Below are 14,354 nucleotides of genomic sequence, written 5' to 3'. Positions count from 1 at the left end.
AGGGCCGATCCCAGGGGGATCGGCCCTTTTTTATTGTCCTGTGGCTCAGGTCACCGGGGCGGGATTGAACAGCGCCAGGTCGTTGTGCAGGCGATGGCGCTCCGCCCAGGTCTGGCGGCGACCGCTGGCCACGTCCAGGTAGCACTGGAAGATCTCCCAGCCCATCTCCTCCAGCGACAACCGCCCACTCACCACGCGCCCGGCATCAATGTCGATCAGATCCGGCCAGCGCTCGGCCAGCTGGGTGCGGGTCGAGACCTTGATCACCGGCACCATGGACAGCCCATAGGGGGTGCCGCGACCGGTAGTGAAGATGTGCAGGTTCATGCCCGCGGCCAGTTGTAGGGTGCCACAGATGAAGTCGCTGGCCGGGGTGGCGGCGAAATACAGGCCCTTGCCTCTGATCTTCTCGCCCGGAGCGATGACCCCGGCGATGGGGCTGGTACCCGACTTGGCGATCGACCCCATAGCCTTTTCGACGATGTTGTTCAGGCCGCCCTTCTTGTTGCCAGGGGTGGTATTGGCGCTGCGATCGGCCATGCCCCGCTCCAAGTAACGGTCGTACCAGTCCATCTCGCGGATCAGCGCATCGGCCACCTCCGGGGTGGCAGCGCGCGGGGTCAGCAGGTGGATGCCGTCGCGCACCTCGGTGTTCTCGGAGAACATCACCGTGGCACCGGCGCGCACCAGCAGATCGGCGGCCACGCCCAGGGCCGGGTTGGCGGTGATGCCGGAGAAGGCATCACTGCCGCCGCACTGCATGCCCACCACCAGCTCGGAAGCCGGCACCGTCTCGCGGCGGCGCTGATCGAGCACCTCCAGACGCGCCTCGATCAGACCCATGATCTGCTCGACCATGCCGGCGAAGCCGTTGGCCGAATCCTGCAGGCGAAACAGCCAGTCCTCTTCGTTCTGCCCGGCGGTGAGGTCGTCGCCCGGCATCAGTTGGCTGGCCTGCAGCTTCTCGCAGCCCAGGCCGATGACCAGCGCCTGGCCGCCGAAGTTGGGATTGCGACTGATGTTGTGCAGGGTGCGGATCGGGATCACCGCATCCGGGGCATTGATGGCCACGCCGCAGCCATAGCTGTGGGACAGCGGCACCACGTCGTCGACATGGGGATAGCGCGGCAGGATCTCCTTGCGCACCCGCTCCACGCAATGATCCAGCACCCCCACCACGCACTGCACGGTGGTGGTCACCGCCAGGATGTTGCGGGTGCCGACGCTGCCGTCCGGATTGCGGAAACCCTCGAAGGTGTAGCCCTCCAGGGGTTCGCCGATCTGGCCGGGCGCGGTGGCCTTGGGCAGGTTGTCCAAGGCGGGCGGCTCCGGCATGCGCAGCAGGGCTTCGGTGATCCAGCTGCCGGCCGGGATGTCCTGCAGGGCGTAGCCGATGACCTCGCCATAGCGCACCACCTCGGCGCCTTGCCTGAGGTCCACCAGGGAGACCTTGTGGCTCTGGGGAATGGCCTCGACGGTGGTCAGGCCGTCGGCGAAGGCGGTGCCGGCGGCCACGCCGGGTTCGTTGACCACCACCCCGACGTTGTCCTGGGGGTGGAGCTTGATGTAACGCGGCGAATCACGGTGATCGATCAGGTGCATTTTCTTATCCTCCGCCGGGGCTCAGGCCCGGACCGGGTCAGGCTGGGTCGCGCCCAGGATCTCGCCGTCGGCGGTACGCAGCTCGACGCGCTGGATGCGACCGACGATGAACAGGTAGCTGAACACCGCCACCAGGGCATTGGCGCCGACGTAGACCAGCGCCCACTTGAAGGAACCGGTGGCGGCGATGATGTAGCCGATGACGATGGGGGTGGTGATGGAGGCCAGGTTGCCGAAGGTGTTGAACAGGCCGCCGGAAAGCCCGGCGATCTGCTTGGGCGAGGTGTCGGCCACCACCGCCCAACCCAGGGCACCGATGCCCTTGCCGAAGAAGGCCAGGGTCATGAAGCCCACCACCATCCAGTCGGCATCGACGTAGTTGCAGAAGATCATGCTGGTGGAGAGCAGCAGGCCACAGACGATGGGCAGCTTGCGAGCGAAGGTCAGGGAGTGACCGCGGCGCAGCAGGTAGTCGGAGATCACCCCGCCGAGCACCCCGCCGATGAAGCCGCAGATCGCCGGCAGCGAGGCGATGAAGCCGGCCTTGAGGATGGTCATGCCACGCTCCTGCACCAGGTACACCGGGAACCAGGTCAGGAAGAAATAGGTGATGGCATTGATGCAGTACTGGCCGAGGTAGACGCCCAGCATCATGCGGTTGGTCAGCAGCTGGGTGATGTAGTGCCACTTGGGACCGCCGCCCTGCTGGCGGGCGCCGTTGTCCATGTCCACCAGGCCGCCGTTGTCGCGGATGTGCGCCAGCTCCGCGGCATTGATGCGCGGATGCTCCTTGGGGTTGTGGATGTACTTCAGCCAGACCCCGGAGAAGAGGATGCCCAGGGCGCCCATGATGACGAAGACGTGTTCCCAGCCGAAGTGGAAGACGATGCCGCCCATGATCGGCGCGAACAACGCGGTGGCGAAATACTGCGCCGAGTTGAAGATCGCCGAGGCGGTGCCGCGTTCGGCGGTAGGGAACCAGGCGGCGACGATGCGTGCATTGCCCGGGAAGGACGGCGCCTCGGCCAGGCCGACCAGGAATCTCAGCATGAACAGGGTGGTCACCGCCCAGGCCACCGGCAGGCCGCCGACCAGGCCTTGCAGCAGGGTGAACAACGACCAGAAGAAGATGCTGCCGGCATAGACCTTCTTCGAACCGAAGCGATCCAGCAGCCAGCCGCCGGGAATCTGCCCGGCCACATAGGCCCAGCCGAAGGCGGAGAAGATATAGCCGAGGGTGACGGCGCTGATGCCGAGGTCTTTCTGCAGGCTGGAGCCGGCGATGGCGATGGTGGCGCGATCGGCATAGTTGATGGTGGTCACCACGAACAGCATCAACAGGATCAGGTAACGCACCCGGGTGGGTCTTGTGGCATCCATGGGGATCCCTCTTGCGTGATTGTTTTTATTGAAGGCGCGGAATGCTGGATGATTGCGCAATCATGCCTTGATGCGACAACCTGACTCAGCCCCGGCGTTTGTCCAAGACTAAGCCATGATTGCGCAACCATACAAGTATGACGTCTAACGACTTCGACGCCGGTGGTCAGGTCGTGGCGCGGTCGATGATGTGGAAGCCGGTGTCGATGCGCACCGCGTCCCGGGCCCGCTCGCCCTGGTTGAACCGTTGCAGCAGCGCCTCTGCTGCCAGGGTGCCCATGCGATCGCCTTCGACGCTCACCGACGACAGCGCCGGGTGCATCTGGGCAGCGCTGGAGAGATTGCCGAAGCCGAGCACCGCCAGATCCTCGGGCAGGCGCAGCCCGCGACTCGCGGCTTCCGCCATCACCCCCTGAGCGACGGTGTCGGAGCTGCAGACCACCACGTCGAAGCCATCGTCGCGGGCCAGCAACTGGCGCAACCCCGCCCGCCCGGATTCCACCAAGGCTGGCGCCGGCAGGATTTCCAGCGGCGGTTCCGCCAAGCCCAACTCGGCCAGCCGGGCGACCAGGCTGCGGCAGCGGCGCAGAGCGCGGGGATCGTCCACCGAGACCACGGCGAAGCGCCGATAGCCGCGAGCGTGCAGGTGCTCGGCCTGGGCCCGGCCCACTGCTTCGTGGGAGAAGCCCACCTGCATGTCCAGCGGATCTTCGCCCAGGTCCCAGGACTCCACCACCGGGATGCCGGCCTGGGCCAGGCGCTGGCGACTGGCCGCGGTGTGCAGGGTGCCGGTGAGCACGATGCCATCGGGTTTGCGCCCCAGCACCGCGGCCAAGAGTTGCTCCTCCTGTTCGGCGCTGTAGCCGGTCAGGCCCAGCAAGGTCTGGTAGCCCGCCTGGGACAACCGCGCCATCAACGCCTGAACGGTCTCGGCGAAGATGGAGTGGACGATGGTCGGCACGAACAGCGCCACCAGGCGGCTGCGATTGGAGGCCAAGCCACCGGCCAGCAGATTGGGTACGTAGCCGGTGACCCGCACGGCTGCCAGCACCTTCTCCCGCGCCGCCTCGCTGACGATCTCCGGTCGATTCAGCGCCCGCGAGACGGTGATCGGCGACACCCCGGCGACCCGGGCCACGTCGATGAGCGTGGGGGCAGCGGGATTGACCGCGGCAGTGAGGGCTTTGCTGGACTTCTTGGCCATGGATCGCCAGGGATGATGGAGAGGTTGGCCATGGTAACGGTTGGTGGGGGCGGCGTCCCCGGTGAACACCGTAGCGTGGAAAACCACGCAGCGTTTTCCGTATGGGAATGGGTACCGATGGATGAGAAAGCAGCGAATCCCGTAGGAGCGGCCCATGGCCGCGATACACCCTATGCCAGGTTTGATCGCGGCCATGGGCCGCTCCTACAGAATCGAGTACGCGTCAGCAGCGGCCGCCTCGCCATGGCGGTACAACCTAACCCCCCATCGCCAGGCGAATATCCGCCGCCAGCTCCAGCACGCGAGCCTCTTCGGTGTCCCAGGAGCACATGAAACGCGCGCCCCCGCTGCCGATGAAGGTGTAGAAGCGCCAACCGCGGTTGCGCAGGAATTCCAGCGCCGGCTCGGACAGCTGCAGGAACACCGAGTTGGCTTCCACCGGGAACATGAAGTCCACCCCGGGCACGTCGCGCACGCGCCCGGCCAGCAGCTGAGCCATGGCGTTGGCGTGGCGGGCGTGGCGCAGCCAGGTGTCGTTTTCCAGCACGCCGAGCCAGGGCGCGGAGAGGAATCTCATCTTGGACGCCAGCTGGCCGGCCTGCTTGCAGCGGTACTCGAAGTCCTCGGCCAGATCGCGGTTGAAGAAGAGGATGGCCTCCCCCACCGCCATGCCGCTCTTGGTGCCGCCGAAGCAGAGCACGTCGACGCCAGCCTTCCAGGTCACCTCGGCCGGGGTGCAGCCCAAGCCGGCCACGGCGTTGGAAAAGCGCGAGCCGTCCATGTGCAGGTGCAGGCCGAGGTCGCGGCAGGTGGCGCTGATGGCCTGCAGTTCGTTGAGGCCATAAAGGGTGCCCACCTCGGTGGCCTGGGTGACGGTCACCGCGCGTGGCTTGGGAAAGTGGATATCGGCGCGCTTGGTGGCGATCTGCTGGATGGCACCCGGGGTCAGCTTGCCCTGGTGGGCCGGCGCCAGCAGCAACTTGGAGCCGTTGGAAAAGAATTCCGGCGCCCCGCATTCGTCGGTCTCGACGTGGGCGGTGTCGGAGCAGATCACGCTGTGGTAGCTCTGGCACAGCGCCGCCAGGGCCAGGGAGTTGGCCGCGGTGCCGTTGAAGGCGAAGAACACCTCGCAATCGGTCTCGAACAGCTGGCGGAAGCGATCGGCGGCGCGCGCCGTCCAGGTGTCGTTGCCATAGGCGGTCTCGTGACCGACGTTGGCCGCCGCCATGGCCGCCCAGGCCTCCGGGCAGATGCCGGAATAGTTGTCACTGGCGAATTGCTGGGCGTTGCTGCTCATGCGGCAGTCCTCGCGACGGGTTCGGTACGGGCCAGCAGCCAGTCACGGGCGGCGCCTTCCACTAGCGGCAGCACGCGGCGGCGGACCTCGGCGTGATAGCCATCCAGCCAGTCCAGCTCGTCGGCGCGCAACAAGGCGAGATCCAGGCAGCGGGTATCCAGCGGACAGAGGGTCAGGGTCTCGAAGGCCAGGAAGTCGCCGAATTCGGTGGTCTCGGCGCGGGTGCACAGGAGCAGGTTCTCCAGCCGCACGCCCCACTGGCCGGGACGATAGATGCCCGGTTCGTTGGAGGTGATCATGCCCTCGCGCAGGACATGGTGCGGGGTGACCGTGGCATAGAAGGAAATCGACTGCGGTCCCTCGTGCACATTGAGGAAGTAGCCCACGCCATGGCCGGTGCCATGGCCGTAGTCGATGCCGGCGGCCCAGATCGGCTCGCGCGCCAGGGCGTCGAGCATGGGCGCGGCGACCCCGGCCGGAAAGCGCGCCCGCGACAGCGCCAGCATGCCCTTGAGCACCAGGGTGAAGTCGCGCTTCTGGGCGGCGCTGGGGGTGCCGATGGGCACCACCCGGGTGATGTCGGTGGTGCCGCCCAGGTACTGGCCGCCGCTGTCGATCAGCAGCAGGCCGTCACCCTGGAGTTCGGCATGGGCTTCTTCGGTGGCCCGATAGTGCGGCAGGGCGCCACCAGCGTTGAAGCCGGCGATGGTGGCGAAGCTCAGGGAGACGAAGTGGGGCCGGGCAGCGCGGGCTTCGCTCAGCCAGTCGTCCACGGTCAGCTCGGTGAGGCGCTCGCCGCGGGCCAGGGCGGCCTCGAAACGGGCGAAGAAGACGCACAGGGCCGCACCGTCCTCCTCCATGGCGGTGCGTACCTGGGCCACTTCCTCAGCGGTCTTGCAGGCCTTGAGCAGGGTCGAGGGATTGATCTGCTCCAGGCGCTTGACGCTCGTCGGTGCGGCCTCGGCGAGGCCCAGGGTGACCCGCGCCGGGTCCACTAGCAGGGTGCTGTCCGCTGGCAGCAGGCCCAGCTCGGTGGCGGCCTGGGCGTAGTCGGCCAGCGCCACGCCATCCGCTGCCAGGGCCGCGCGGATCTCCGCCGGCACCTTGGCCCGATCGATGAACAGCTGACAGCTGTCCCTGCCCAGCAGCAGGTGGGCGAGGAACACCGGGTTGTAGGGCGCGTCGGCGCCACGCAGGTTGAGCAGCCAGGCGATGTCGTCCAGCGAGGAGATGAAATGCCAGTCGGCCTTTGCCTCCGCCAGCGCCTGGCGCACCTGGGCGAGCTTGGCGCTGCGCGGCTGGGGCGCATGGGGCGCGGCATGGGCATAGAGCGGCGCGGCCGGTAACGCGGGGCGATCGCTCCAGATCGCCGCCAGGGGATCGAGGTCGGTACGCAACTGGATGCCCTTGGGCTCCAGCGCCCGGCGCAGGGCGGCGGCGGAGCCTAGGGACAGCACCTGGCCGTCCACCAGCACCGTGCCACCCTCGGGCACCTGGTCGGCCAGCCACTGCAGGTGGGCCTGGGGCTGGCTGGCGACCTGCTTCATCAGGTCGATGCCGCTGTCCGCCAGCTCCTGGGTGGCCTGCTCCCAGTAGCGACTGTCGGTCCAGACGCCGGCGGCCTGGCGGGTCACCAGCAGCAGCCCGGCGGAGCCGGTGAAACCGGATAGCCAGGCCCGCCCCTGCCAGTGTTCGGGCAGGTACTCGGACAGGTGGGGATCGGCGCTGGGGATCAGGCAGGCATCGGCGCCCTGCTCGGCCAGGAAGGCGCGCAGGTGGGCGAGTCGTTGAGCGGGGGTGGCGGTCATGAGCACCTCGACAAGGTCAGAAGCTCAGTGTGCCGCAGATATAAAAAAGCCGCACCCAAAGGGTGCGGCGGAGAAAGACCAAAGGAGCAAAGAGGGGTGGTCTTTCGAAAACTGAGCGGCTCAGCGACGCAGGTTGGCGGCAGGAGCGGCCTGATCGCCGTAGTGCTGCATGGCGGCATGATTCTGATCGACCAGCTTGTATCTCAGGCTGGGATTGTCGTCGGCAGCAGCGAATTGGGCGGCGGTCAGGGTGGCAAGGGTCAGCAACAGGGCGGACAGAGAACGTTTCATAGCGAACTCCTAAAAAGGTCGTGTTCATCGGGGTACGGGACCATTCTAGGTAATGAATGCAGCCTAATAAATAGCATGCTAACTAATTCACTATTACAAAACCTGCAACAAGCCATGGCTTAGTCCTTAGCCCAGTAGCGTTGGTCTTCCAGCACCAGATTTTCTACCTGCAGGCGCTCGGGAAGTTCTTCCTTGAGGAAGTCGATCCAGGTCTTGATCTTGGCGTCGAGAAAGCGCCGCGAGGGATAGAGCGCATGGATGGTGCGCTCGCGTAGGCGGAAGTTGGGCAGTAGCCGTACCAGACTGCCATCGCGCAGGTAGTTGACCGCGATGTAACTGGGTAGCAGACAGATGCCCATGCCCTGCCGCGCCACGCTGGCCAGGGCCTCGGCGACGTTGACCTGGAAGACGTAGCGCGGCGCTACCTGCAGCTCGCCTTCGGGGCCAGCGAAGACCCAACGCTCGGAGAAGTTGGGATCCAGCAGCCGCAGGCAGTCGTGCTCGGCGAGATCGGCCGGTACCTTGGGCGCCGGACGCTGCGCCAGGTAGCTGGGCGCCGCGCAGACCACGCTATAGACGCCACCGAGACGCTGGGCGACGAAATCCGAATCGGCCAGCTCGGTGTCCAGGGTGATGGCGATGTCATGCCCATCCTCCAGCAGTGCCGGATGGTTCTGCGAAAGCGTCATGACGATCTCGACGTGGGGATAGCGGGCGCAGAAGCGCGACACCAATGGCGCCAGCAGCTGGGTGCCCAGGCCGGTCATGGAATGCAGGCGCAGATGGCCATGGGGCTTGAGATGGGCACCGCTGGCTTCGGCTTCGGCCTCGCCGACATCCTGCAGGATGCGCCGGCAGCGTTCGAGATAGCGCTCGCCCGCCTCGGTCAGTGCGAGCCGCCGGGTGGTGCGGTGCAACAGACGGGTCTGCAGGTGGCTTTCCAGTTCCGCCAGCAGGCGCGACACCTGGGCGGTGGACAGGGCGAGGGTGTGGGCGGCAGCCGTGAGACTGCCCAGATCCACCACCCGGACGAAGATGCGCATGCCTTGGAAAATATCCATTATTGCCTTTTTCGCAATGGAGTTTCGTCAAGCTGTCACTTTATTGAAAAAGTCACACGCCCGATAGTGGTGCGGTGAGCTGCTGTGGATTCGACATTTTGACCGCGCGAATCCTTCCCTCCGGCAGTGGCTCCTTGGATAGCTCCTTGCGGCCTTCCGACAGACGTCTCCTCTGGAGACCTCGGTCGGAAGGCCGTTTTTTTTGCCCGGCTTTTGGGCCAGGCCCGCTGCCTCAGCCCTTCCGCTCCGGCTCGCGAATGCGGTAGCTGGCGATATAGAGCGCCGGCAGGAACAGCAGGGTCAACAGCGTCGCCGCGACGATACCGCCGATCATGGCATAGGCCATGGGCCCCCAGAACACCTCGCGGGCGATGGGAATCATGCCCAGGCTGGCCGCGGCGGCGGTCAACAGGATCGGCCGGCGGCGGTGGCGGGTGGCTTCCACTACGGCGTCCCAGGGCGAGCGACCGTCACGCTCGAAGGCGTCGATCTGGGTCACCAGGATCACCGAGTTGCGGATGATGATGCCGATCAGCGCCAGCACCCCGAGGATGGCGACGAAGCCCAGTGGCTGGCCGAAGGGGATCAGCCCCAGCACCACCCCGATCAAGCCCAGGGGCGCCACGCTCGCCACCAGGAACAGCTTGCGGATGCTGTGCAGCTGGATCATCAGGAAGGTAGCCATGAGAAACAGCATCAGCGGCACCACCTCGGCGATGGGGCCCTGGGCCTTGCTGCTCTCCTCCACCGTACCGCCCACCGCCACCTGATAGCGCGGCGGCAGCTTGGCGATGAAGGCATCCACCTCCGGCTGCAGCTGCTTGACCAGGTCCGGTGCCTGGATCTCGCTGAGAATGGACGCCTTGAGGGTGATGGTGGGCAGGCGGTCGCGGCGCCACACCAGCGGCTGCTCCAGGGCGTAGTCGATGCGAGCGAAGGCCTTGAGCGGCACCGCGACGCCCTGGGGCGTCATGATCTGCAGATTCTCCAGGGTCTCCACCGAGCGCCGCTCGGCCTCGCTGGCCCGCGCCACCACGTTGACCAGGTAGATGTCGTCGCGCACCTGGGTCACCGGGGTGCCGGTCACCACGCCATTGAGGATCTGCGCCACGTCCTGGGAAGAGAAACCCAGCTGCCGCGCCTTGTCCTGGTTGACCTCGACCTTGAGCATCCGCGCCGGCTCGTTCCAGTCGTAGAGGAAGTCGCCCAGCTGCGGACTCTTGCCCAGCACGCTGGCCAGGGCCAGGGCCTGGCGGCGTACCTCGGCGACGTCCGGACCACTGATGCGGTACTGGATCGGCCGCCCCACCGGCGGGCCCATTTCAAGGGGCTGGACGTAGCCGGACAGCCCGACGAAGTCCTGGCGCAGGCGCTGTTTGAGCTTGGGCAGCAGCCGATTGCGGGCTTCCAGATCCTTGGCCACCAGGATCACCTGGCCATAGAAGGGATTCTCCAGCTGCTGGTCCAGCGGCAGGTAGAAGCGCACCGCGCCCTGGCCGACATAGGAACTCCAGTGGGCCACGTCCGGATCGTCGGCCAGGGTCTTTTCGAACCTGTCCATCTGCGCGCGGGTGGCGTCGAGGGAGGCGTTCTGCGGCAGGTTGAAATCGATCAGCAGCTCGGGCCGATCCGAAGACGGGAAGAACTGGTTCTGCACGAACTTCATGGCGAACAGCGCCGCGGCGAACAGCAGCACCGTGAGGATGATGGTCAGCCAGCGATGGCGCATGGCGCCCAGCAGCAGGCCGTCGGACCAGCGCGCCAGGCGACCGGGCTGGTCATGATCCTTCTGCTTCACCTTCTTCGGCAGGATGTGCACGCCGATCACCGGCGAAAAGAACACCGCGACGATCCAGGACAAGAGCAGCGCCACGGCGATCACCGCGAACAGGGTGAAGGTGTACTGGCCGGCGCTGCTGGAGTTGAGGCCGATGGGCACGAAACCGGCCACGGTCACCAGGGTGCCGGTGAGCATGGGAAAGGCGGTGGACTCGTAGGCGAAGGTCGCCGAGCGGTGCAGCGACTCGCCCTCCTCCCGTTTGGTCACCATCATCTCCACGGTGATCATGGCGTCGTCCACCAAGAGGCCCAGGGCGATGATCAAGGCGCCGAGGGAAATCCGCTGCATGGTGATGCCGCTGTATTCCATGAAGACGAACACCAGCGCCAGGGTCAGGGGGATCGACAGCGCCACCACCAGGCCGGCGCGCACGCCAAGGCTGATGAAGCTCACCACCAGCACGATGATGACCGCCTCGAACAACGCCTGGGTAAAGCCGCCGACGGCCTTTTCCACCACCTGCGCCTGGTTGGAGACCACGTGCACGCCGATGCCCACCGGCAAGGCGCCGGTCAGCTCCTGCATCTTCTCGGTCAGGGCCGCGCCAAAGGTCTGGATGTTGCCACCGCTGCTCATGGCGATGGCCAAGCCAATGGCCGGCTGGCCCTTGTAGCGGAACAGCGAACTGGGCGGATCGGCATACCCGCTGCGGATGTCGGCCAGATCGGTGAGGCGATAGAAGCGATCGTCGATGCGCAGATTGACCGCGGCCAGATCGGCGGTGGAGCGGAATTCGCCACTGGTACGCACGCTGATGCGCTCGGCGCCGGATTCGATGGTCCCCGAAGGCGTCACCGCGTTCTGCTGCTGCAGACTCTGCATCACCTGGCGCTGATCCAGCCCCAGGGCGGCCAGCTTGCGGGTGGAGAAGTCCAGGTAGATGACCTCGTTTTCCGCACCGATCAGTTGCACCTTGCCGATGCCCGACACGCTGCGGATCTCGCGGCGCACCTGCTCCACCTGGTCGCGCAGCTGGCGCATGCTGAAGCCGTCGCCGGTGAAAGCATAGATGCTGCCGAAGACGTCACCGAATTCGTCGTTGAAGGCCGGTCCCTGGATGCCCTGGGGGAATTCGCCCTGGATGTCGGAGACCTTCTTGCGCACCTGGTACCAGATGTCGGGAATCGCCTTGGCCGGCGTGGTGTCACGCAGATAGACGAACACCGTGGACTGGCCCGGCCGGGTAAAGCTCTTGGTGTAGTCCAGCGAGTCCAGTTCTTCGAGCTTCTTTTCCACCCGCTCGGTGACCTGGCGCAGGGTCTCCTCGGTGGTCGCCCCCGGCCAGCGGGTCTGGATGACCATGGTCTTGATGGCGAAGGACGGGTCTTCCTCGCGGCCCAGCTTCATGTAGGAGAAGACGCCCATCAGCAGGGCGACGAACATCAGGTACCAGACGAAGGATTGGTGGCGCAGCGCCCAGTCCGACAGGTTGAAGCCTTTCATGGCCGAGCGCCCTCCTGATCCTTCACCCGCTGTCCCTCCTCGAGACTGTTGACCCCGGCTATCACCACCCGCTCACCGGCGCTCAGACCGTTGCCGATCCATGCCAGGCCGTCCGCCTCGCGCAGCACCTCGACCGGCCGCTGGCGCACCTGCGCCTGCTCGCCTTGGCCTGCCACCACCCAGACCGAGGTCTGGCCGTTCTGGCGCCGCAGCGCCTGGGTTGGCAAAGACAGGCCCGCGACCGGTGGCGACGCCAGTTCGCCCTGTACCAGACTGCCGATGCGCAATGCGGCCGGTGGCTCGTCCAGGGTCAGGCGCACCCGCCGGGTACGGGTGGTGGCATCGGCCTGGGGCTCGATCTCGCGCACCTGGCCCTGCACCGCCACGGTCGGATCCAGCGCCATGCGCACGGTCAGGACACGACCAGGGGTCAACTGGCCGATGGCCTGGGCCGGCAGGTCCAGCACCGCCTCGCGGATGTCCGGGCGGGCGACCCGCACCACCGGCTGACCGGCGGACACCACCTGACCGACCTCGGCCTGCCAGGCGGTGATCACGCCGTCGAAATCGCTGTAGAGCTCGGCATAGTTGCGCTGATCGCGGGCCTGTCGCTCGGCGCTCTGGGCCTGTTCGCGGGCGGCCTCCAAGGTATGCAGGCGGGTCAGCGCCTGGTCCAGCTGGGAGCGCGAGCCGACGCCCTGGTCGAACAGCTGCTGCTGACGCCGGGCATCGTTGCGGGCATCGCGCCATTGGGCGTCGGCATCGGCGCTCTGGCCCTGGCGACTGCGTAGGGCATTGTCCTGATCGGTGGGGTCCAACGCGGCCAGCAACTGGCCGCGGCGCACCGGCTGACCCACGTCCAGCAGGCGGCGGGTCATGCGGCCACCGACGCGAAAGCCCAGCACGCTCTCGTAGCGCGCCTGGATGCTGCCGGCGAACACCTCGCGCTGGGGTTGCGGCGCGCTGAGGGTCAGGGTCGCTACCGGCCGGATCGGCGGCGGTGGCGCCTCGTCGTCGGAACAGCCGGCGAGAACCAGCAGCAGGCAGAGCGGCAGGAGGGGCTTCATGGGCGCACCTCGTTGAAGGCGGAGCGCTCGGCGACCTCGACCTTCTGGCCGGGACTCAGGGCCTGGCCGCCGGCGACCACTATACGGTCGCCGGCCTTGAGGCCGTCGCTGACGATGATGCTGTCGCGGGTGTAGCGCTCGATGCGTAGCGGCTGCAGGCTGACCCGGCCGTCTTCGTTCAGGCGCCAGGCGGCGGGCTGGTCGGTGGTGCCGTTCAGCGCCGTCCAGGGCAGGGCGAAGCCCTGCTCGGCCACGCCCTCCAGCTGTGCATTCACCACCGCGCCAAGGGTCATGGCGGTGGGTGGCCGGTCCAGCTGTACCTTGATGCGTACCGTGCCGCTGCTCGCCACCGTCGGGGCGATCTCGCGCAGGGTGCCCTGGGTCGCGATCGCCGGTTGCGCCTGCAGGGCGACGGGCAGCCGCTGGCCGACCTGGAGTTCGCGGGCCAGGGATTCGTAGAGATCGAAGACGGCATCGAGTTCGCCGCTCACCGCCAGGTCGAAGATCGCCGCGCCGGCCTGCACCACCTGACCGGCTTCGGCATGGCGGGCGGTCAGCACCCCAGCGGCGCTGGCGCGCAACTCGGTATAGCCCAGCTGCTTGCGCGCATCGTCGCGCTGGGCTACGGCGGTTTGCAGCGCACTGCGGGCGCCATCGAGGGTGGCCTGGGCCTGGTCGTACTGGCTGCGACTGGTATAGCCCTTGGGCAAGAGTGCGGCCTGGCGCTCGAAATCGACCCGCGCCAGCCGGGCGCGGGCTTCCTGGGCCTCCACCTGGGCCTGGGCGGCGGCCAGGTTGTTGCGCAGATCCTGGGGATCCAGCCGCGCGAGGATCTGGCCCTCGCGTACCCGATCCCCGACGTCCGCCAGCCGCTCGCTGATCTTGCCGCTCACACGGAAGCCGAGCGGTGCCTGCACCCGCGCCTGGACATCACCGGTGAAGGGAATGCACTGGGCATCCTTTATCGGGCTCAGCTGCGTCACCACCACCCGCGCCGGTTCCTCGGTGGGCGGTCGCTCCTGGGAACAGCCCGGCAACAGCGTTACCAGGGCCAGAGCGACCGTTACCTGGCAGAGGTGAGCAAGGCGGAGAGCCCTCATGATTATCCTTATCGGTGGAAGAGGCGCGATCTGCGAACTGACCACAGGCGGCGCGGGGGGTTCGTCCGACGAATTGTCCGGCGCTGGGCGCTGCTTGGGAAGCGCTACGGCGGTGCCGCCTGCGCAAATGGTCGGTACCAGAGCGGCAACTTGCCCACAAATGTTCACAAATGCTCTGGAACCCGGCATTCCAGGGCGCAGTCAACTACAACGAGCGCTGTGGACCTGCCCGTTCGCAGCTGATGCCCGTCTCTCCACTGG

Annotated in this window: 10 protein-coding genes; all 10 read right to left on the bottom strand. The window is 66.8% G+C overall.

Going from position 1 to position 14,354, the window contains the following annotated elements; translation table 11 throughout:
• Nucleotides 1–45: 45 nt before the first annotated feature.
• On the bottom strand, nucleotides 46–1,602 hold the full coding sequence (gene garD, locus LRS53_RS08470) for a galactarate dehydratase (protein ID WP_231355622.1): 1,557 nt from the start codon (nucleotides 1,600–1,602) through the stop codon (nucleotides 46–48).
• Between the two features lie 21 nt (nucleotides 1,603–1,623).
• Entirely contained in the window at nucleotides 1,624–2,982 is a 1,359-nt protein-coding gene (locus LRS53_RS08465) for an MFS transporter (protein WP_017639339.1), read from the bottom strand.
• Between the two features lie 166 nt (nucleotides 2,983–3,148).
• Nucleotides 3,149–4,186 carry a LacI family DNA-binding transcriptional regulator gene (locus LRS53_RS08460; RefSeq protein ID WP_231356113.1) on the bottom strand — a complete coding sequence of 346 codons (1,038 nt, stop codon included), beginning with the start codon at nucleotides 4,184–4,186 and terminating at the stop codon, nucleotides 3,149–3,151.
• A 256-nt stretch (nucleotides 4,187–4,442) separates the two neighbouring features.
• Nucleotides 4,443–5,483 (bottom strand): threonine aldolase family protein, encoded by a 1,041-nt coding sequence (locus tag LRS53_RS08455; RefSeq protein ID WP_231355621.1) that lies wholly within the window; start codon nucleotides 5,481–5,483, stop codon nucleotides 4,443–4,445.
• Nucleotides 5,480–7,291: an aminopeptidase P family protein gene (locus LRS53_RS08450; RefSeq protein ID WP_231355620.1), complete on the bottom strand. Its 1,812-nt coding sequence runs from the start codon at nucleotides 7,289–7,291 to the stop codon at nucleotides 5,480–5,482. The genes LRS53_RS08455 and LRS53_RS08450 overlap by 4 nt, the downstream gene beginning before the upstream one ends.
• Nucleotides 7,292–7,411: 120 nt before the next feature.
• Entirely contained in the window at nucleotides 7,412–7,582 is a 171-nt protein-coding gene (locus LRS53_RS08445) for a hypothetical protein (RefSeq protein ID WP_017639335.1), read from the bottom strand.
• Nucleotides 7,583–7,701: 119 nt separating this feature from the next.
• Entirely contained in the window at nucleotides 7,702–8,643 is a 942-nt protein-coding gene (locus LRS53_RS08440) for a LysR family transcriptional regulator (protein ID WP_026083654.1), read from the bottom strand.
• A gap of 232 nt (nucleotides 8,644–8,875) precedes the next feature.
• Nucleotides 8,876–11,926, bottom strand: a complete 3,051-nt coding sequence (locus LRS53_RS08435; RefSeq protein ID WP_231355619.1) for an efflux RND transporter permease subunit — start codon at nucleotides 11,924–11,926, stop codon at nucleotides 8,876–8,878.
• On the bottom strand, nucleotides 11,923–12,993 hold the full coding sequence (locus LRS53_RS08430) for an efflux RND transporter periplasmic adaptor subunit (protein ID WP_231355618.1): 1,071 nt from the start codon (nucleotides 12,991–12,993) through the stop codon (nucleotides 11,923–11,925). The genes LRS53_RS08435 and LRS53_RS08430 overlap by 4 nt, the downstream gene beginning before the upstream one ends.
• On the bottom strand, nucleotides 12,990–14,093 hold the full coding sequence (locus LRS53_RS08425) for an efflux RND transporter periplasmic adaptor subunit (RefSeq protein ID WP_231355617.1): 1,104 nt from the start codon (nucleotides 14,091–14,093) through the stop codon (nucleotides 12,990–12,992). The genes LRS53_RS08430 and LRS53_RS08425 overlap by 4 nt, the downstream gene beginning before the upstream one ends.
• Nucleotides 14,094–14,354: the final 261 nt, after the last annotated feature.

Source organism: Pseudomonas sp. PLB05 (assembly GCF_021106615.1).
GTDB classification, from domain to species: Bacteria; Pseudomonadota; Gammaproteobacteria; order Pseudomonadales; family Pseudomonadaceae; genus Chryseomonas; species Chryseomonas benzopyrenica.
This window is presented reverse-complemented; position numbering and strand designations above follow the sequence as displayed.